The organism is Micromonospora phytophila (assembly GCF_023656545.1).
GTDB classification, from domain to species: domain Bacteria; phylum Actinomycetota; class Actinomycetes; order Mycobacteriales; family Micromonosporaceae; genus Micromonospora; species Micromonospora phytophila.
In genome coordinates, this window is record NZ_JAMOKF010000080.1 from 1 (window position 1) to 19,683 (window position 19,683).

General features: G+C 72.5%; 13 protein-coding genes and 2 pseudogenes. 7 read left to right on the forward strand and 8 right to left on the reverse strand.

Annotation, left to right across the window (positions count from 1 at the left end; genetic code table 11):
* The 4 genes and pseudogenes from NCC78_RS12815 to NCC78_RS12830 all read right to left on the reverse strand — a co-directional run.
* A pseudogene (locus NCC78_RS12815) lies at positions 1 to 370 on the reverse strand (glycosyl transferase family 1); the annotation flags it as partial.
* Between the two features lie 402 nt (positions 371 to 772).
* On the reverse strand, positions 773 to 2,977 hold the full coding sequence (locus NCC78_RS12820; RefSeq protein WP_250794687.1) for a glycosyltransferase family 4 protein: 2,205 nt from the start codon (positions 2,975 to 2,977) through the stop codon (positions 773 to 775).
* On the reverse strand, positions 2,974 to 4,407 hold the full coding sequence (locus NCC78_RS12825; protein ID WP_250794688.1) for a glycosyltransferase: 1,434 nt from the start codon (positions 4,405 to 4,407) through the stop codon (positions 2,974 to 2,976). The genes NCC78_RS12820 and NCC78_RS12825 overlap by 4 nt, the downstream gene beginning before the upstream one ends.
* Before the next feature lie 173 nt (positions 4,408 to 4,580).
* Positions 4,581 to 6,122 (reverse strand): glycosyltransferase family 4 protein, encoded by a 1,542-nt coding sequence (locus NCC78_RS12830; RefSeq protein WP_250794706.1) that lies wholly within the window; start codon positions 6,120 to 6,122, stop codon positions 4,581 to 4,583.
* A 244-nt stretch (positions 6,123 to 6,366) separates the two neighbouring features.
* Between NCC78_RS12830 and wecB the strand changes: the two genes are divergently transcribed.
* Genes wecB through NCC78_RS12845 form a run of 3 tightly spaced genes read left to right on the forward strand, consistent with a single transcriptional unit; the run spans position 6,367 to position 11,083 of the window.
* Positions 6,367 to 7,455, forward strand: a complete 1,089-nt coding sequence (gene wecB, locus NCC78_RS12835; RefSeq protein ID WP_250794689.1) for a non-hydrolyzing UDP-N-acetylglucosamine 2-epimerase — start codon at positions 6,367 to 6,369, stop codon at positions 7,453 to 7,455.
* Between the two features lie 56 nt (positions 7,456 to 7,511).
* Entirely contained in the window at positions 7,512 to 8,945 is a 1,434-nt protein-coding gene (locus NCC78_RS12840; protein WP_250794690.1) for a glycosyltransferase, read from the forward strand.
* Positions 8,942 to 11,083 (forward strand): glycosyltransferase, encoded by a 2,142-nt coding sequence (locus tag NCC78_RS12845; RefSeq protein ID WP_250794691.1) that lies wholly within the window; start codon positions 8,942 to 8,944, stop codon positions 11,081 to 11,083. The genes NCC78_RS12840 and NCC78_RS12845 overlap by 4 nt, the downstream gene beginning before the upstream one ends.
* Before the next feature lie 29 nt (positions 11,084 to 11,112).
* Here NCC78_RS12845 and NCC78_RS12850 read toward each other — a convergent pair whose 3' ends face one another.
* The 4 genes from NCC78_RS12850 to NCC78_RS12865 form a co-directional block, all read right to left on the reverse strand.
* Complete coding sequence (locus tag NCC78_RS12850) at positions 11,113 to 12,711, reverse strand: glycosyltransferase family 4 protein (RefSeq protein WP_250794692.1); 1,599 nt, start codon at positions 12,709 to 12,711, stop codon at positions 11,113 to 11,115.
* Positions 12,712 to 12,741: 30 nt separating this feature from the next.
* On the reverse strand, positions 12,742 to 13,779 hold the full coding sequence (locus NCC78_RS12855; protein WP_250794694.1) for a Gfo/Idh/MocA family protein: 1,038 nt from the start codon (positions 13,777 to 13,779) through the stop codon (positions 12,742 to 12,744).
* Complete coding sequence (locus NCC78_RS12860) at positions 13,776 to 14,885, reverse strand: DegT/DnrJ/EryC1/StrS family aminotransferase (protein WP_250794696.1); 1,110 nt, start codon at positions 14,883 to 14,885, stop codon at positions 13,776 to 13,778. The genes NCC78_RS12855 and NCC78_RS12860 overlap by 4 nt, the downstream gene beginning before the upstream one ends.
* Positions 14,886 to 14,989: 104 nt before the next feature.
* Positions 14,990 to 15,643, reverse strand: coding sequence for a TetR/AcrR family transcriptional regulator (locus NCC78_RS12865; RefSeq protein ID WP_250794698.1), 654 nt, complete (start codon positions 15,641 to 15,643; stop codon positions 14,990 to 14,992).
* Positions 15,644 to 15,794: 151 nt separating this feature from the next.
* On the opposite strand from NCC78_RS12865, the gene NCC78_RS12870 reads away from it, so the two are divergent.
* The 4 genes and pseudogenes from NCC78_RS12870 to NCC78_RS12885 all read left to right on the forward strand — a co-directional run.
* Entirely contained in the window at positions 15,795 to 16,694 is a 900-nt protein-coding gene (locus NCC78_RS12870; protein ID WP_250794700.1) for an ABC transporter permease, read from the forward strand.
* On the forward strand, positions 16,687 to 17,502 hold the full coding sequence (locus tag NCC78_RS12875) for an ABC transporter ATP-binding protein (RefSeq protein ID WP_250794702.1): 816 nt from the start codon (positions 16,687 to 16,689) through the stop codon (positions 17,500 to 17,502). Before NCC78_RS12870 ends, NCC78_RS12875 begins: the two co-directional genes overlap by 8 nt.
* A gap of 176 nt (positions 17,503 to 17,678) precedes the next feature.
* On the forward strand, positions 17,679 to 19,226 hold the full coding sequence (locus tag NCC78_RS12880; RefSeq protein ID WP_250794704.1) for a bifunctional cytidylyltransferase/SDR family oxidoreductase: 1,548 nt from the start codon (positions 17,679 to 17,681) through the stop codon (positions 19,224 to 19,226).
* Positions 19,216 to 19,683: pseudogene (locus NCC78_RS12885) on the forward strand (CDP-glycerol glycerophosphotransferase family protein); the annotation flags it as partial. The gene NCC78_RS12880 and the pseudogene NCC78_RS12885, both read left to right, overlap by 11 nt.

Consider the following 19,683-nt stretch of genomic DNA (forward strand, 5'->3'; position numbering starts at 1 on the left):
CCTCCTCGGCCCGCAGCGCCCGGCGGCGCAGTCCCCGCAGGGGCGTCCCGGGCTCGGCGACGGCGAGCTGCGCGGCCCGGACGGTGAGGTCGGCGCGCCACGCCTTGACTGCCTTCTGCCGGTGCGCGGCGATCCCGCTCGGTGGGTAGGCCAGCGGCCAGCGCAGCCAGGCGCGGCGGAACTCGTGCCGGCGGCGGGCGAGGGGCGCCGGCATGGCCAGCAGGCGGACCTGGGCGTTCCCCAGCAGCCAGGTGCGCTCCTCGCTCACCGGGGAGCGGCCGAGCAGGACGACCTCCCAGCCGGCTTCCGCAGCCGAACGAGCGGCCTTCTGCACCCGCGAGTCGCCGTTGACGCCGTTGTCCACCAACATGACCACCCGCCCGCGTGCGCTCGGCTGCGCGGCAGCGCCGTGGAATGCCATTTCTGCCCGTTCCCGCCTCTCTGTGGACTTCTGCTCCGCCTCGGCGGCCGCCGCTCCCATGAAGCACAGCCTCCGGTCCGCCCCACCGGGGCCGTTCGCGAGCCTCCGCGAGTCTACGCGAGGCCCTCGCGCACCCGCCTCCACCTCACCTCGCACCGGCAGCGCGCGTCCGGCCGTCGGCGGGGCCACCGTCGCCCGGCAGGCGGAGGCCGGGTGACGGTGGCCGAGCCCGACCGGGGGAGCGGAGCGGCTCGGGGCCGCTCCACCGACCGGCCGGCGAGCGAGGCGACGACCGCGACGAGGCGCGTCGACCGGAGGGACGACACGGCCACCGGCCACGCCCGAAGCCGCTCAGAGCGGCCGAGGCTCCGGCGGGACGAGGGACGTGGTGACGGTCAGGTCCGACCGCTGCCGGCCCAACTGCCAACCGATGGTCACTCCGAAAACTCCGGCCACCACGATGCGCTCGGTACGGGACAGGTCGAGCTTCGGCAGCACGTCGCGCTGCACGATCCGCCAGAGCACCCGCGGTCGGACCACCCGGTATCCGGGGTAGAAGACCGAGGTGTGGAACCACCGGGCTGCTGAGCCGTGGGTGCGTTCGAGCCGGGAGACGAACAGCTCCGGCCAGAGAACCTCGCTCCTGCTGGCCCGCTTCCGGGCCACCGACAGTGCCTTGCCGGGAGCCCGGTAGACGAACAGCTGCTCGGCCCAGAGCACGGGCCGCCGCCGCTCGGCCACGTTCAGCGGCAGCAGACGCACCTGCTCGTCCACCTCCGACCGGCGCCACTGCCCCGGATCGTTGGTGATCAGGTCGACGCCGTACCCGCGGTCGAGGAGCCGGTGGACGTACTCGCGGACCAGCTTGAACTGCGGCGGACTGATCGCCACCAGCACCACCCGCGGAGCATCCGGGTCGACCACCCGGGACGGCGCCGTCGGGGCGGCCGGGGCCGCGGCGGTCGCCGGGGCGGCGACGACGTCGGCCCCGGAAGACTCCGGTCCCCGGTACACCTCACGGAGCTGGGCCGCGACCGCGTCACGCCCGTACCGCTCGATGAGGGCGGCACGGGCGGCCGGCAGGTCCAGTTCGTCCATGCGCTTGCGGAGTTCCCGGAAGCCCTCCACGACAACCGCCGGGTCTTCGCTGACGTCGACCAGGAGGCCGGCCCGTCCGTTCAGCCCACTGAGCGTCTCCTGTGGACCCTGGCTGCGCGCCACCAGAACGGGAGTGCCGCAGGCCACGGCCTCCACGACGGTCATCCCGAAGGTCTCCGCCGGGCTGGCGTGCACCAGCAGGTCGTGCGTCCGCATCAGCTCCGCCACCTCGGAGGGCGCCACCGCGGGGCGGAGGTCGATCCGGTCGCCGTGGTCGCTGCGCTCGATCTCGGCACGAATCTGGTCCACCAGCGGGCCCGCGCCGACGAGCGTGAGGGTGGCCCGCGGCTCCTCCGCGGCGACCGCGAGGAACGCGGACAGCAGAGTGTGCACCCCCTTCTGCTCGCTCAACCGGCCGACGTAGAGCCAGCGCAACAGGTCCCGCGGCGGCTCGACGCGCGGCGCGAAGTCGCCGAAGTCGATCGCGTTCGGTACGACACGCAGCTTGTGAGCGTGGTGGGGGAACTCGTCGAGCACCTCGTCGTGCAGGTGCCGGCTGACACACAGGAAAACGTCGGCCCGGTGCAACGCCTCGTCGTACAGCCGACGCGCGGCCGGCTGCTTGAAGATCTGCCCAAGGAAGCTGGCATGTTCGGTGATGACGACCCGGGCATCCTGTCGGGCGAGCCGCTGAGCGACAACCCCGCCGTAGATGCCGGTGTGCGCGTGCACGAGCGGGGCCTCGATCTGGCCGGTGGGCAGGGCCTGCCGCATCGCCTTGACGTGGCCAAGTGCCCAGGCGGCGTAGTCACGCCGCGACGAGATGGGCACCGGCACGCGGGTCACCTCCCCTGCCACGGTGTCCCGGGTCGCCGGCCGGATGGCCCGCTCGGTCAGCCGGCCCGCCGCGACGGAGATCGCCTCGGCGTCCGGGCTGTCGTAGCGATACGGCCAGTCCTCGGTGTGCAGGACGGAGATCCGGGGGTGGTCTGCCCGCACGGCCCCGATGGTGGCCTCGACGAACGCCCCGGCCAACGCGTTGTTCGCGGACGGGTACCAGGGCGTGACGACCGCGAGGTCCGCCGGAGCGGGACGACGGCCCGGGTCGAGCGTGGGTTCGAGCGCGACGGCGAGGTCACCGCGCCGGGCCGCGGCGTCCCAGGCCACCGGAAATGCGTAGGGATCCCCGACAACGAGCAGGTCGGCGTCGCGCAGCGGGCCGTTGCGGTCGCGCAGGAGGCGCCGGGCCGCGCGCGAGGTGGTACGCGCGTCAGCGGCGTCGACGCGGTGCACCGGCACACCGGCCGGCAGATCGAGGTTGGCCCACTCGGGCAGGTCGGGGGCGACGAGCACGACCTGCGCGCCGGCCGCCACGAGCTCGGCCGTGTGCCGCTCGGCCGCCCGAACCCGGTGGGGACCCAGCGCCACGTAGACGGCCTTACGGGGACTTGCACTCAACGGGACTCCTCGACCAGCTTGCGCATCCGGGCCTCCCACGGAGACAACGTCGCGCTCCGGGTGTATTTCGCGGCGTGGTCCTGGGCAGCCGCATGTCGGGACGGGTCCATCTCGCGCGCCGCCTTGGCCGCGGCGACGAACGACTCGGCCACGGCGTCGGCGTCCAACCGGTCGCCGGCGAACCAGAGCGGGTAGCCCTTCAGCACCTCGCTGGCGGCGATGTCCGGCTCATGCACGGAGACGACCGGCTTACCGGCGGCCATGTACTCGAACACCTTGCCCGACGTGACGTACTTCGCGCCCGGTACGCAGAAGACCAGCGCGTCGGTCTCGGCGTAAACCTCCGCCACGTCCGCCTTGCCGAACGGGCCCCGGTAGCGGACACCGACGCTCTCGTGCTGGGCCAACTGCTCCCGCAGCGACTCCGCGGTCTGGGCGAAGAAACCGAGGTGACCGTGGACGTGGAGTTCCGCGCCGGCCATCAGCGGGTCGGTACGGGCCCGGCGCCAGCCCTCGAAGAGAATGTCCAGTGGCAGGTAGGGCGTGACGGTGCCGAGGTAGCCGAAGCGCAGCGGACGGTCCGGGTCCGGCGCCCGGAACTCAGGGCGGCCGATGAACTCCGGCTCCCAGCCGTTGGGCACCACGGTCATCCGGTCGGCGGCGAACGGATACCGCTCGGCGTACCACTGCCGCATGCCGTCGTTGACGAACACCACCTCCGCGGCATCCCGCAGGACCCGGGACTCCCAGGTCGCGGTCCGGGTGCCCGGGCCGAAGCGGACCTGCTCGGTGAACTGGTTGAACGTCCACGCGTCCCGGTAGTCGACCACGTACGGCACCCGCCAGGCCCGGCCCAGCGCCCAGGCCGCCGCGAACGACACGAACGGGTTGCCGGTGGCGACGACCAGGTCGAAGCGGCGCCGGGCGTGCAGTTTGAACGCCCGGGCCAGGAGGCCGGGGACCCATCCGATGTAGTGCTCCGGCAGGAACCAGCTCTGGAAGCGCCGGTAGAACCGGTCGGCCACCACCGGGACGGACTTCCGCAGCCGGCTGAACCGGCGGATGTCCGTCTCCCAGTGGTAGGTGTTCATCGGGGGCCGCTCCACCCGCACCCGCGGGTCGACCGTGGCCTCCAGAGTCTCGTCGCTGCCGCCCTCCAGGTAGTGGCTGAAGAACTCCCGGGGGGCGGTGATGACGGTCACATCCCAGCCCGCCTGGGCGAAGTGGTTGGCTGTGGCCCGCCCGCGGAAGACGCCGCTCGCCCGGCTCGGGGGAAAGAAGAACGACAGGTAGAGCACCCGCAGCGGCCGGCCGTCGCGCCCGGCGGCGCCCTCCGGGCTCCCGACCGGGGCAGCGCCGTCGCTCGGGAGGCCACCGTCGGTCACCCCACCCGTCGACACTCCGGGTGCCGCCGGATCGGCGATCGGCACACTGTCGTTCCCGGCGGAATCTGTCGACCATGCGGAGCCGCTCGGTCGGGCGGCCTCGGCTGACTTCACGTCTTGTCGCATCGCGCTTTCTTCGGTCGGGGTTACGGCCACGGCGGGACGCCGGGGCCGGCGGTCGGATCAGCGGGGCGTCGGGCGACGGCCGGCGAGGCTTCCTAGCTCACCCGCCGACCAAGGGCCGGCACAGCCGGCCCCGCAGCCGGTGGGGCGGCCAAGGCATCGTCGTCGCGGTGGGGCGCGCCGGGAAGGAGCCGGGAGTAGAGGTCGTCCAACACCCGCGCCTGCGCCTCCCACGTCCAGTTCGCCAACAGCTCCGGCTGTTCGTACACCGCCCGGTACCGCTGCGGGTCCGCCAGGACCAGCCGAACCGCGCGGACGTAGTCCGCCACGTCCTCGGCCCGGAACACCTCGCCCTGGCCCGTCGACCGGACCGTCGCCGCCATGGTCCTCACGTCGCTGACCACAAGCGGCAGCCGAGCGTGTGAATACTCGAAGAACTTCGTGATCAGTGCGATCTCGTGGTTCGGCCAGTGGTGGATCGGGATCACCCCGGCGTCCGCCCCGGCCAGGAAGGGCACGACCTGCCAGTGCGCCACGTACGGAAGCACGTGCACCCGGTCGGCGACCCCGAGCTCGGCGGCCCGGTCCCGCAGCCCCTGAACGTACGGGCTGTCCGGTTTGTTGACCACGAACGCGACGTGCACGCCGTCGAGCTGCGGCAGCGCCTCGACCATCGTGCCGAGCCCGCGCTGCTCCGCCGCGGCGCCGCTGTAGGTCAGCAGCGGCACCGCCGGCCCCACCCCGCACAAGGTCCGCAGGTCCGGCACACTCTCGCCGTCGGCATCCGTCGGAGCGGGCTGCGCCGTCGGGGCGTTCAACACCACCGTCGGCAGCTCGGACAGGCCGTGCGTCGAGCGTAGGAGCTCGGCCAGCGAATCCGACACGGTCAACACCGCGTCCGCGTACGGCGCGTACTCCCGCTCGTGGGCGGCGTGCGCCGGCAGCCACCGCGCGTTGTGCCGGACCGGCCGCACGCCCGGCAGGAACTCGTGGGCGTCCCAGACCACCTTCACCGTCCGCCCGGCCGCCGCGGCCCGGATCTTCGCACGCGCCGCCACCCCCAACATCCGGAAGTCGTTCGCGTGGATCAGATCCGGCGCCAGCTTGTCGACCACCGGCCCGAACGCCAACTCCCAGTCCCACAGGCCCGGCGCCAACCGCCGCCACGCCCGGTCACCGAGCACCCGCTGCCAGAAGGCGGTGTACGCCCGGTCCAAGGGGCCGTGCAGGGTGCGTGGAGAGCGGGTCTGCTGGGCGACGCGGAAACCAACCCAGCGCTCCAACAGCCCGGCCGCGAACTCCTCGGCCCGCAGCCGAGGTGAGGAGGCTCCCCGCCCGGCCCCCCGCAGGCTCAGGTCGGCCCGCCAGGCCCGCACCCACTGCCGCCGGTGCTCCCCGAGACCGCCCGGGGGGTACGCCAGCGGAGCCTTCAACCAGCGGCGGCGGTACTGGTGCCGGTGCTTGGCGAGGGTGGCCGGCACCGGCAGCAGCTGCACCTGCGCGTCGCCCAGCTGCCAACTCTCGGCCAGACCGGACGGCGACCGGCCGAGCAGGATCACTTCCCAGCCGGCCCCGGCGGCCGACCGCGCCGCCTTCTGCACCCGGGAATCACCCGTGACGCCATTGTCCACCAGCATGACGATCCGCCCGCGGCGGACCCGGCTGGCACCTCTGGACATCATCCGGCCTACGTTTCCCTTCGTCGTCCGCGGCCCACTGTGGCCTGGCGAGTTTACGGTAGTGAACCGACCCCGCTGGCTACACTCTGCCCTGTAAGGTAGCGGCAGTCCAAGACCAGCGCCGGCCTGCCCGTGTCTGCCGGCATGCCCGAAACCGGCATGCCCCCGGCGCCAGCCCACAACGAACCTGGAGTACCGCCACGTGAAGGTCGTCAGCGTCGTCGGCGCCCGACCCCAGCTGGTGAAGCTGGCACCGATCGCCGGCGCCTTCGCCAGCACGGAGCATCGGCACGTCATCGTGCACACCGGCCAGCACTACGACGCCGACCTCTCCGACGTCTTCTTCACCGGGCTGGGCATTCCGCAGCCCGACGTGCACCTGGGCATCGGTTCGGGCAGCCACGGGGTGCAGACCGGTCACGCCCTCGCCGCCCTCGACCCGGTGCTGGCCGCGGAGCGGCCCGACTGGGTGCTCGTCTACGGCGACACCAACTCGACCCTGGCCGGTGCGCTGTCGGCGGTGAAGCAGCACCTGCGGGTGGCGCACCTGGAAGCCGGCCTGCGCTCGTTCAACCGGCGGATGCCGGAGGAACACAATCGGGTCCTGACCGACCACGCCGCCGACCTGCTGCTCGCGCCGACGAAGGAGGCCATGCGCCACCTCGCTGCCGAGGGCCTCGCCAGCAGGTCGGTGCTGGTGGGCGACGTCATGGTCGACGCCTGCCTGGCTGTGCGGGACTCCGTGCTCTCCGGCGGGCATCCGCCGGCGGCGCTGCCCGAAGGGATCGACGGCACCGAGCCGTACCTGGTCGCCACCCTGCACCGGGCGGAGAACACCGACCACCCCGGGCGGCTCGCCGCGCTGGTGGACGCGCTGGCGGGGCTGCCGCTTCCGGTGGCGCTCCTTGCCCACCCCCGGTTGCTGGCCCGCGCGGAGGAACACGGCGTGAAACTGGATCGGGGCGCGCTGCGGCCCGGTCGGCCGCTGCCGTACGCGAGCATGGTGGCCGCCATGCTCGGCTCGGTGGGCGTGATCACCGACTCCGGCGGCCTGCAGAAGGAGGCGTACCTGCTCGGCCGGCCGTGTACGACGCTGCGTCCGCAGACCGAGTGGCCGGAAACCCTTGACGGCGACTGGAACCGGCTCGTCCCCGACCCGCACGACCTCGGGACGGCGACGTGGGCGGCGATCGCCACTCGACCCACCCCGACCGCTGGCCGCGGCGAGCCCTACGGTGACGGACGGGCCGCCCACCGGGTGGTGCGGTTCCTGACCGACGCCGGCAGCTGATCCCCCACCTCCCACCGGAGCACTCCTCACCCGCCGGAAGAGATGGCAGCAGCACGATGCAGAGCAAATTGTCCCCCCTCGCCCCCCTGGTCCGGGCCCGCCGCCGCCGGCCCCGCCGGGGCGGCCGCCCGCACGTCATCTACCTGGCCATCGGCTTCCCACCTGCGGCGAAGAGCTCCGCCTACCGGATGCGGGAGACCGCCAACCAGTTCGCCGCCCGTGGCTGGGACGTCACGGTGATCACCCTCGCCGATGAGTCCTGGGAACGCGAGTACGGGCTCGACCACACCCTCTCCGTCGGCGTGGACCCACGGATCTCCATCGTCGGGCTGCCGCTGACGCGGGTGGACCTGGAGACCGACCTCCGGGCGTTCTCCGAGGCCCGCTCGCTGCGTCCCCAGCAGTGGATCGACCAGCAACGCAAGCAGGAGCTGCAGGTCTTCCCCGAACCGGTCTTCGGCGGCTGGCGACCGGAGCTGGAGAAGGCGGTGCTGCGCGTGCACCGGGAACACCCGGCGGACCTGCTCATGACCACCTGCGCCCCGTACGTCAACCTCGCCGCCACCTGGCGGCTGTGGGATGAGCACCGGGTGCCGTACGTGGTGGACTTCCGCGACGGTTGGTCGGTGGACGTGATCGGCGGCGGAGCGGCGTTCGCCGAGAATTCGCCGGCCGGCCGCTGGGAGAAGCGGGTGCTGGCGGAGGCCCGGGCGGTCTGGTGCGTCAACGAGCCGATCGCGCAGTTCTACCGGGACCGCTACCCGGCTCTGGCCGACCGGGTACGGGTGGTGCGCAACGGCTACGACGAGGACTGCGTACCGTCGACGAACCACCGCCCGGAGCCGGCCACCGGGCTGACCTTCGGCTACCTCGGATCGATCAACTTCCCACCCGCGCTGCTCGACTCGGTGCTCACCGGGTGGCGGATCGCGCGCCGGGAGCAGCCACTGCTCGCCCGGAGCCGGTTCGAGGTGCGCGGGCACATCGGGGCGGGGGCGCTGCGCGAGGCGAACGCCCACATGGAGCTGTTGCGGGCCGCCGCGAGCGACGGGGTCGAGTTTGGCGGGCCGCTACCCAAGGCCGAGGTCGCCGCGGCCTACGGACGGTGGGACGCCCTGGTGCTGATGCTGGTGGGGGGTCGCTTCGTGACGTCCGGCAAGGTCTACGAGTACGCGGCGAGCGGGCTGCCGGTGCTGTCGGCGCACGAGATGGACCACGACGCCGCCACCGTGCTCGCCGGTCACCCCCTGTGGACGGGGGCGGTGGGGCTCGACCCGCGCCGGCTCGCGACCTCGTTCTCCGAGGCGGCGCGGCTTGCGCTCGAGGCGACCGACGACGAGCGGGCCGCCGCTCGGGCGCACGCCCTGCGGTACGCCCGGAGCGCGCAGCTGGCTCCGGCCGTCGCCGAAGTCACGGCGGCGATCACCGGCGCGACGGCCACCACCGGGCAGATCAGCGTCGGCACCTCCACCGAAGGCGGGCAGGCATGACCAACGTGCTCATCGTGGTCGGTGAACGGCCACAACAGAAGTCGGTGCTCCTCGAGGCGCTGCGTCGGTTCCGCGACCAGGGCGCCTCGGTCGGCATCGTCGGCGACTTCCCGGCCGACGCGCTGACCGTCGACGTCGATCTCGCCGACGTGCACCCGCTCGCCGCCACCCCGGCGGACCCGCGGCTGCGCCGCGCTCTGGCCCGGACTCAGCAGCCGTCACGGGCCCTGTGGCTGCGTTCCTGGCGGGACCCCTGGGTGCGGCGCCGAGTGCGGACGGCGGACGTGCTGGTCGCGCTCGACTCGACCGCCATCCACACGGTCTGGGAGATGGCGCAACGCCAGCCCCGCGCCGACGCCTGCAACGGGATCGGAGCGGCGGGCAGGGTGGTACGGGCCCGGCACGAGGGGACGTACCGGCCGACGCGGGGAGCGTTGGACGAGGTGTCGGCCAGGGCGGGCATCGTCGTGCGTGGAGTACGACGGGCGGCAGTCACCGGGGCGAAGGAGTCGCTGGAGGCCGCCATGGCGCCGGCGGTGCTGCGCAGCGGCGTCGGTGGTCGGCTCTGGCGGTCGGCGGTCAGCATTCCGGGCCTGCCCGAGCGGGTACGGGTGGCTCTCGCCTACCGGGTGCACCTGCGCTCGGTGCAGTCTGGTCGACCCGGTCTGGCTGCCGCGACGACCACCGCCGCCGCCGCCCGGATGAGTAGCCGCCGGGCCCGGGCCGACCTGCTGACCCGGGAGGCCAACGGGGAGCTCGACCTCGGCCACGTTCCGGTCTGTCTGACCGAGGCCGTCGCCGCCGAGCTCGCGCTGGCCGACGAGTTCCTGCCGAAGAACAAGGTCCGGGCGTCGCGGTCGCTGCACAAGGCGATGCGGCTGCTCTTCCACCGGGTGCCCCACTTCGACCAGCTCAGCTCGCCGTTGGCCGAACGGCCGGCCGAGTTCCTGGCACCGCTGCGGGCCAGCACGACCGCCCGCGCCCTGGCCGCTCCGCGGGGCCGGGCGACGCCTGCGGCGGCGCCCCCGACGGGCCGGCCGCTCCGCCTGCTGATCATGACCAACGGCAACGCCCACTTCCTGCGGGAGATCCGGCAGCGTTACGCGGAGACACCCGGGGTGGAGCTGCGCTACCTGCACCTGGCCGACGATCCGATCGCCGGGCCGCTGACCCGCAATCCCGGCGGCATCGTGGAACACCTGGTCGCCGGCCAGAGCGAGTTCGGCAACCGGGTCGAGGAGTGGCTACGCCCGCACCTGGACTGGGCCGACACCCTCTTCGTCGACTGGTGCGTAGCCACTGCGGCGATCACCACTCTGGTCGACCCGGGGAACACCAGGGTGATCATGAGGCTCCACAGCTTCGAGGCGTTCAGCTTCTGGCCGCACCTGATCGACTTCTCCCGGGTCGACGACCTGGTCTTCGTCTCGGAGCATCTCCGGGATCTGACCACCGAGGTCGTGCCGGCGCTCACCGGAGCGCGGGCACCCAGGCTGCGGGTGATACCGAACGCGATGGACCTGACCGGCTACCAGCGCCCGAAAGACCCGTCCGCACGATTCACGCTCGGGTTGATCGGCACCAGCGCTGTGGCCAAGGATCCACGGTGGGCGATCGAGGTGCTGCGCCGGCTGCGGGCAACGGACGAGCGGTACCGGCTGCTGCTGGTGGGCGGTGGCCTCAACCCGGACGCCAGTGAGTCGGTACGCCATTACGAGGAGGCCCTGTCGACGGACCTGGCCGAGCTCGAGCCCTCCGGCGCGGTGACCAGGATCGGGCACGTCGACGACGTCCCGGGTGTGCTCAGCGGGATCGGGAGCATCCTCAGCAGCTCGGTCCGGGAAAGCTTCCACTGCGCGCTGGTCGAGGGCGCGGCCAGCGGCGCCGTCCCGGTGGTCCGGGACTGGCCGTTCTTCGCCGACCGGGCGGCCGGTGCCCGGACGCTGTTTCCCGCGGACTGGGTGGTCGGCTCTCAGGAGGAGGCGGCGGCCCGGATCCGGGCGACCACGGCCAGCGAGGAGGTCTGGCGGGCGGAGGGTGCCGCGGCAGCCGAGTACGCGACGAAGACCTGGGACTGGACGGTCGTCCAGCACGACTTCGACGAGCTGTTCCTGCCGCGGGCCGGCCGGCAGGAGTAGTGCCGGCGGTCAGGGCGGGTCCGGGTCGGTCAGCCGGAAACCACCGAGGCCGTGGCGCGGTCCGCGGCCGGCGTGACCAGGTCGGGGCGCAGCCGGCGGTAGACGTCCTCCAGCACCTCGACCTGTGTCTCCCAGGTCCAGCCCTCCAGCAGACCCGGCCGGTCGTACGCGGCGCGGTAGCGGCTCGGGTCGGCGAGCACGGCCCGCACCGCCCGGATGTAGTCACCCATCTGCTCGGCGCGGAACACCTCGCCCTGCCCGGTCTCCCGGACGGTGTCGGCCATCGTGCGCACGTCGCTGACCACGATCGGCAGCCGGGCGTGTGAGTACTCCAGGAACTTGGTGATCAACGCCAGTTCGTGGTTGGGCTGGTGGTGGATCGGGATGACTCCGGCGTCCGCGGTCGCCAGGAACGTCGGGACCTGCCAGTGCGGCACGTACGGCAGCAGGTGCAGCCGATCGGCGACGCCGGTCTCGACCGCCCGGACGCGCAGCGCCTCGGAGGCCGCGTTGTTCGCCGTCGGATGCAGCGTGACCAGTGCGACATGTACCCCGGGTAGCTGCGGCAGCGCTTCGATCATCAGGTCGACACCGCGCGACGGGTTCACCCCGCCGCAGTAGACCAGCAGCGGAGTCTCCGCGCCGATGCCGCACCTGGCGCGGACGTCCGCGCCGTCGTCGCCCCGGGTGCCGGGGACCGGCCTGGGCGGGGCGTTGAGCACCACGTCCGGACGGACCGGAAGCCGGTGCGTGTGTTGAAGCAGCTCCGCCAGCGTGGCGGAGACGGTGATCACCGCGTCCGCCGCCCCGACGTACTCCTCGACGTGGGCGACCTGCGCGGGCAGCCAGCGTGGGTTGTCGGCCCGGCCGAGCACACCGCCGACGGATTCGTGTGCGTCCCAGACCAGTCTGGTGCCCAGCCCTCGGGCCCTGGCCCGCCGGGTTGCCCGCACCCCCACGCCGATCATGCGGAAGTCGTTGGCGTGGATGATGTCCGGTCGAAGCTGGTCGATGACCGGCCCGAAGGCCAGCTCGTAGTCCCACAGGCCCCGGTCCAGCCGACGCCAGCTGCGCGGGCCCAGGGCCGCCTGCCAGAACCGGATGGACGTGCGCGTGAGCGGGGCGTTCGGATCCTGCTGGTGCTTGCGCAGGCGGTGCAGCTCACCGGCCCGGAACTTGGCCCAGCGGCCGAGCACCGTCGCGGCGATCCGGGCGGGCGGCGCGAGGAGGCCACCGATCCGTTGCCGGACCGACGCGTCGCCGGAGCGGCGGGCGACCGCGAGGGCCACCCGCCGCTCCTCGATCGCCGCCTGCCAGGCCTTCATCCGCTGGATCCGGTAGCCGGCGTGCCGGCCCGGCGGATACGCCAGCGGCCGGCGCAGCGAACGGTGGAACTGGACCGGGTGCTGGCCGAGCGGCCGGGAAACGCGGATCAGCCTGACCTGCGCGTCCCCGATCGACCAGCTCTCCTGCGCGCCATTGGCGAGCACGCCGAGCAGCACGACGTCCCACCCGGCCTCTGCGGCCGAGCGAGCCGTCTTCTGAACCCGCGAGTCGCCCTGCACGCCGTTGTCGACCAGCATGACGATGCGACCCCGGGTCGGACGCGACGCGCTACCAGGTTCCATGACTGCCCTGCTCCTCGTGCTGTCTGCCGGTCAGGACGCGACGGCGGCCTGCAGTGGATCGTCGCTGCGCGACGGTGCGACGGGAACGGTGACCCCGGCGGAGGCCGACTCCAGCAGCGCGGCGGCGACCTGGACGGTGCGCAGCCCCTGTCGCAGGGTGACGATGTCGCTGTCCTTGCCCTCCACCGCGTCGCGGAAGCGCTCGTGCTCGACCAGCAGCGGCTCGCGCTTCGGGATGGCGTAGCGGATCATGTCCCCGGTCGCGACGCCGCGGAACGTCCGCAGCGCCTCCCACTCCATGTCGATGGCGGCGTTGGCGTAGAAGGTGAGGTCGGCGGTGAGGGTGTCGGCGACGAAGCAGCCCCGGTCACCGGTGATCACCGTGGAGCGCTCCTTCAACGGGCTGAGCCAGTTGACCAGGTGGTTGACCATCGTGCCGTCGGTGAGCTGACCGACCGCGGCGACCATGTCCTCGTGCAGACGGCCACTGCGCGACACGGTCCGGGCGGACACCGAGGTGTACTCCTGCCCGGTCACCCAGCTGGTGAGGTCGATGTCATGGGTCGCCAGGTCCATCACCACGCCGACGTCGGCGATCCGGTGCGGGAACGGGCCCTGCCGCCGGGTGACGACCTGGTACACCTCGCCCAGCTCGCCGGTCTCGAGGCGGGCCCGCAGGCTCTGCAGCGCCGGGTTGTACCGCTCGATGTGGCCGACGCCCGCGACGACACCGGCCGCCTCGAACGCCTCGACCAGGCGTACGGCGGTCTCGACCGACTGCGCCAGCGGCTTCTCGATCAGCGCGCTGACACCGTTGGCCGCGAGCTGCAGGCCGACCTGCTCGTGCAGGGCGGTGGGGCAGGCGACCACGGCGTAGTCGATGCCGAGCGCGAGCAGGTCCTCCAGCGCGGGCAGCACCGGCACGTGGAGCTGGCCGGTCGAGTCACCGGCCGGGTCGACGACGCCGACCAGTTCGACCCCGTCGAGGCCGGAGAGCACTCGGGCGTGGTTGCGCCCCATCGCGCCCAGACCGATCAGGCCGGCGCGCAGCTGCTTGCCGCCGCTCATCGGGCACCCCCGGCGAGGTTGGCGCCCTCGGCGATCCGCTCCAGGTCCTCCGGGCTCAGCGACGGGTGCACCGGCAGGGACAGCACCTCCGCGGCGGCCCGCTCGGTCTCCGGCAGGTCCCAGGGGCCCGGCTTGCCGTCCTCCGCGAGGTACGGCTTCAGCCGGTGAATCGGCGTCGGGTAGTAGACGGCGTTGCCGATGCCCAGCTCCGTCAGGCGCTTCTGGGCCGCGTCCCGATCACTGGTAACCCGGACCGTGTACTGGTGGTAGACGTGCGTGGCGCCGTCGGCCACCGGCGGGGTCACCATGCCCACGATCTTCGAGTCCAGGAACTTCGCGTTGGCCTGGCGCTGCGCGGTCCACTCCGGCAACTGGCGCAGCTGCACACGACCGATCGCCGCCGCCACGTCGGTCATCCGCATGTTGGCGCCGACGATCTCGTTGGCGTACCGCACCTCCATGCCCTGGTTGCGCAGCAGGCGCAGGGTACGGGCGAGCCCGGCGTCGGCGGTGGTGACCATGCCGCCCTCGAGGCTGTGCATGTTCTTCGTCGGGTAGAAGCTGAAGCATCCGGCGGCGCCGAACGCGCCCACCGGCGTGCCGCCCAGGGCAGCGCCGTGCGCCTGGGCCGCGTCCTCGATGACGGCCAGGTTGCGCCGCTCCGCGATCTCCATGATCCGGTCCATCGCGGCCGGGTGCCCGTACAGGTGGACCGGCATCACGGCCACTGTGCGCGGCCCGATCGCGGCCTCGACGGCCGCCGGGTCCAGGCAGAAGCTGCCCGGCTCGATGTCCACGAAGACCGGCGTCGCGCCGACCAGACGGACGGAGTTGGCGCTGGCGGCGAAGGAGAACGAGGGCACGATGACCTCGTCACCGGGGCCGACGCCGAGCGCCATGAGGGTGAGCTGCAGGGCGGACGTGCCGGAGTTGACGGCCACGCAGTGCCGGCCGGCGACAAGATCGCCGAACTCCTCCTCGAAGGCCGCCACCTCGGGGCCCTGAACCACCATGCCGCTGCGCAGCACCCGCACAGCCGCCTCGATCTCGGCCTCGCCGATCACCGGCCGGGCTGGGGGGATGAACTCTGCATTGAGCCCAGGCATGGGCTTCCTCCTGTCGGTTGGAGCTCGTCCGGCCGCGATGCTAACCGGTACGGGATCGGGTGTGTCGGGCGGTACGGATGGGACGGTCGGCCCCACCCGGGTTGTCATTGGGCTTGCGCGACGAACTGGACGTCCGTCCGGTCCGGCAGTGACGCGTCACAGGCCACGCGGAGCGCGCTGGCGATGGCCGCGGCCAGGCGGGGCACCTCGGCGGGGTCGAGCGGCGCACGCGCCACGGCCAGCCGCCAGTAGAGCGGGCCGACGATCAGGTCGACCGCGGCGCTCGAGTCGATCCTCCCCGACAGCTCGCCGCGTGCCACGGCACGTCCGATCAGCCGCTCCCCCATCGCCTGCTGGTTGCTGCGTAACGCCTGCTGCAGGGTCTGCCCGATCTTCGGGTTGCGGGCCGCCTCGGCCAGCAGGTCCGGGATGATCTGGGACGCCAACGGGTGACGCAGAGCGCGTGACATGATCATGAAGACCATCTCGAGATCGCCGAGGAGGCTGCCGGTGTCGGGCAGCAGGAGGCGCTGTCCGGCGACCGAGCCGACGATCTCCAGCACCAGGTCGAGCTTCGAGCTCCAGCGCCGATAGACGGCGGCCTTGCTCACCCCGGCCCGTCGGGCGACCGCCTCGATCGACAGCCGGGCGTAACCGACGTCGGCGAGCTCGTGCATGACGGCATCCCGGATGGCACTGGTGATGTCGTCACGAAGCACCGCCGCGCCGGCCGGAGCACGCCTCTTCTCGGTCGTCACGTGGAACAATGTAGCGCAAGGACGAGACGGTTGCGTCGCGACGTGACGATGCACTACCTTTCCTCCAGCGATCGGGCGGGGCAATCGGGTTGGTGTCCCCCTCACGTATGTCGCGCGCATCTTGCACATCGAAAGATCGGAGCGCCTACCCATGGCCCACACGGCGGTGGCCGACCCCGACTCAGGACTGACGCAGGCGCAGCTCGCCGCGCGGTACGGCCTGAGCTTCGCCGGGGCGAGGCCCACTTTGGCCGCGTACACACGGCAGTTGTGGACCTACCGACACTTCATTGCGGCGTACGCGAACGCCAAGGTGGTGGCCTCGTTCAGCACAGCCCGGCTCGGCCGGATCTGGCAGGTGTTGACACCGCTGACCAACGCCGCCGTCTATTACCTGATCTTCGGTGTGATCCTGAACACCCAAGCAGGTATCCCGAACTTCATCGCGTACCTCTGCGTCGGCCTCTTCGTCTTCAACTTCACCTCGGCTGCCGCCTCCGGCGGGGTCCAGGCGATCAGCGGCAACCTGGGCCTGATCCGGGCGCTGCACTTCCCCCGCGCCTGCGTGCCGCTGGCGGTCACCCTGACCCAACTGCAGCACCTGATCACCGCGATGGTGGTCCTGGTCGGGATCGTGCTGGCCACCGGTGAGCCGATCACCCTCGAATGGCTGCTCGTGGTGCCCGCGGTGGCGCTGCAGGCGATCTTCAACGCCGGGCTGGCGCTGGGGATGGCCCGGCTGGGCGCCAAGCTCACCGACCTCCGGCAGTTGATGCCGTTCGTCCTGCGTACCTGGATGTACGGCTCCGGCGTGCTCTACAGCGTGGACAAGTTCGCCGAGAACCTGCACAACCCGGTGCTGGTCGCCGTGGTGCACGCCAACCCCCTGCTGGTTTACATCGAACTCGTCCGGCACGCGCTGCTGGAGAACGCCCCGCTCACCTCGGCGGCACCCCGGCTCTGGGCCCTGGCGGCCATCTGGGCCCTGCTGATCGGCGTCGGTGGCTACCTCTACTTCTGGCGCGGCGAACAGGAGTACGGCCGTGGCTGATCAGACAACCACCACCCGACCCACGAGCACCACGCCGGACGGGCGGCGGATCCCGACCGTCGTGGTCGACGACGCGCACGTGATCTATCGGGTGCACGGCGCCGGTTCGGCCGGCAGCAACACGCCCGCCAACGCGCTGAGGCGGCTGGTCTCCCGGGTGCCGTCTCCCGCGGTGCGCGAGGTGCACGCGGTCAAGGGCGTCAGCTTCACCGCCTACCGCGGTGAGGCGATCGGACTCATCGGCAGCAACGGCTCGGGGAAGTCGACCCTGCTGCGGACCATCGCCGGTCTGCTGCCGGTGAACAAGGGAGCCGTCTACACCCAGGGTCAGCCTTCCCTGCTCGGCGTCAACGCGGCCCTGCTCAACGACCTCCCCGGAGAGCGGAACGTCACGCTGGGCCTGTTGGCGATGGGGCTGTCGCCCGAGGAGGTGCGCCGGCGGGCACCCGAGATCATCGAGTTCTCCGGCATCAACGAGCGGGGCGACTTCGCCTCGCTGCCGATGCGGACGTACTCCTCGGGGATGTCGGCGCGGCTACGCTTCGCCATCTCCTCCGCGAAGAACCACGACGTCCTGCTCATCGACGAGGCGCTCGCGACCGGCGACCGGAGATTCCGCCGTCGTAGCGAGCAGCGGGTCCGCGAACTGCGCGAGGGCGCTGGCACGGTCTTCCTGGTGAGCCACCAGATCGGCACGATCCGGGAGACCTGCGAGCGGACCATCTGGCTGGAGTCGGGTGTGATCCGGGCGGACGGGCCGACCAGTGACGTGGTCGCGCAGTACGAGGAGTACACGAGCGGCAAGTAGGTGGACCGGACCCCCCCGGTGCCGACGGGGTGTCCGCTCCGCGAGGTCCGGCACGGCCGGGCGCTATGGTCGTACGACCCAGCGCCCGGCCGTTGCCGCACCGCCCGGCGGCCGCAACCCCTCCCCGGGCGACATGTCCGAGTTTCCAGCGACGTTCGTGACACCAGTGAGGCCGCATGATGCAGCACCCGACCACCGCCACGGATCCCGTCCCGGCTCCGTGGCGACCCGAACGCACGGTGGCGGTGATCCTGGCCGGCGGCACCGGCACCCGGCTCGGCCTGGGCATCCCGAAGCAGCTCGTCAAGATCGCCGGCAAGCCGATCATCGAACACACCCTGGCGGTCTTCGAGGCCGCCCCGGAGGTCGACGAGATCATCGTGCTGATGGCGGCCGGTCACGTCGCCGACGCCGAGCGGATCGTCGAACGGGCCGGGTTCCGCAAGGTCACCACGGTGATCGAGGGCGGGGAGACCCGCAACGCCACCACCCGTCTCGCCCTGGACGTGATCGGTCCGGGCGACTGCAACGTCCTCTTCCACGACGCGGTCCGCCCGCTGGTCAGCGGCCGGATCGTCCGGGAGTGCGTGAACGCGCTGTGGACCTACGCCGCGGTCGACGTGGCGATCCCGTCGGCCGACACGATCATCGAGGTCGACGCGGACGACTGCATCACCGACATCCCGGTCCGCGCCCGGCTGCGCCGCGGGCAGACCCCGCAGGCGTTCCGCTCCGGCACCATCCGGGAGGCCTACCGGCGGGCCGAGGGCGACCCGCAATTCGCCGCCACGGACGACTGCGGCGTGGTGCTGCGCTACCTGCCCGGCACGCCGATCAAGGTGATCGACGGCGCGGACGAGAACATCAAGGTCACCCACCCGGTCGACGTGCACCTGGCGGACAAGCTCTTCCAGCTCGCCGCCGCCCAGTCGCACCGGCTGGCCGACCACCGCGGCTACACCGAGGAGCTGGCCGGCCGGACGATCGTGGTCTTCGGCGGCAGCTACGGCATCGGCCACGAGCTGGCCGAGTTGGCCCGCCGCTTCGGCGCCCGGGTGTTCCCGTTCAGCCGCTCCACCACCGGCACCCACGTCGAGCGTCCCGCGGACGTCGAGGCCGCGCTGAAGACCGCCTTCCAGGCCACCGGCCGCATCGACCACGTGGTGGTCACCGCCGGGGTACTGGAGAAGGGCGCCCTCACCGAGATGAGCGAGGAGACGATCGACCGTCTCCTGCAGGTCAACTTCGTCGGCCCGGTCACCGTCGCCCGGCAGGCCCTGCCGTACCTCCGGCAGACGCGGGGGCAGCTGCTGCTCTACACCTCCAGTTCCTACACCCGGGGCCGGGCCCGCTACGCCCTCTACTCGGCGACCAAGGCCGCCCTGGTCAACCTGACGCAGGCGCTGGCCGACGAGTGGGGCGAGTTCGGCGTACGGGTCAACTGCGTCAATCCGGAACGGACCGCGACGCCGATGCGGACCCGGGCCTTCGGCGAGGAGCCGGCGGACACCCTGCTGTCGGCGGAGGCGGTGGCCCGGGCGTCCCTGGACGTGCTCCTCTCCGACCTCACCGGCCAGGTGATCGACGTACGCCGGTCGGCCGACGACCCGGCCCAGGAGGTGCGGGCGGCGGTCGTCCCCGCCCAGCCCGGCGCGGAGCCCGGCGGCCCGGCCGGGCCCGGCGACGGCACGGCAGCGACGGGAGCGGAACAGTATGCGTGGTGACCTCGTCCGGAAGCTGGCCGCCCGGGGCCTGGCCACCGGCCTGGCCGTGGCGGCGTTCCTCGTCCTCGCGCTGACCGGGGCGACCGGCTGGGGCCTCGGCCTGGCGGTGGCCGCCCTCGGCGCGGCCGGCTGGGAGCGCCGGGTCCGCCCCGGCGCCGACGGCGTCGCCGAGACCACCCTGGTCGCGGCCGGGATCCTCGTCGGGTACGCCCGGCGGCTCGACGCCGGCTTCGACCCCGCGCTGGCCGCCACCGCCCTGGTGCTGCTGGGGCTGGTCCTGCTCGCCGGGCCGCTGCGCGAGGCCGGCAACCTGGAGATCCGAACGGCCAACCTGCCGGTACGCGCCTGGACGCCGGTGGTCGCCGGGCGGCTGGGCGACGTGCTGCTGGTGCTCCTCGCCGTGGTGGCGCTGGCCGCCGCGGTGGCCCTGCCGGCCGGCGTCGCCCTCGCGGCCGGG

Coding starts and splice junctions, on each gene's coding strand:
- NCC78_RS12845 (WP_250794691.1), top strand. CDS start 8,942: ATGACCAACGTGCTCATCGTGGTCGGTGAACGGCCACAACAGAAGTCG.
- NCC78_RS12850 (WP_250794692.1), bottom strand. CDS start 12,711: ATGGAACCTGGTAGCGCGTCGCGTCCGACCCGGGGTCGCATCGTCATG.
- NCC78_RS12860 (WP_250794696.1), bottom strand. CDS start 14,885: ATGCCTGGGCTCAATGCAGAGTTCATCCCCCCAGCCCGGCCGGTGATC.
- NCC78_RS12830 (WP_250794706.1), bottom strand. CDS start 6,122: ATGCTGGTGGACAATGGCGTCACGGGTGATTCCCGGGTGCAGAAGGCG.
- NCC78_RS12855 (WP_250794694.1), bottom strand. CDS start 13,779: ATGAGCGGCGGCAAGCAGCTGCGCGCCGGCCTGATCGGTCTGGGCGCG.
- NCC78_RS12840 (WP_250794690.1), top strand. CDS start 7,512: ATGCAGAGCAAATTGTCCCCCCTCGCCCCCCTGGTCCGGGCCCGCCGC.
- NCC78_RS12870 (WP_250794700.1), top strand. CDS start 15,795: ATGGCCCACACGGCGGTGGCCGACCCCGACTCAGGACTGACGCAGGCG.
- NCC78_RS12880 (WP_250794704.1), top strand. CDS start 17,679: ATGATGCAGCACCCGACCACCGCCACGGATCCCGTCCCGGCTCCGTGG.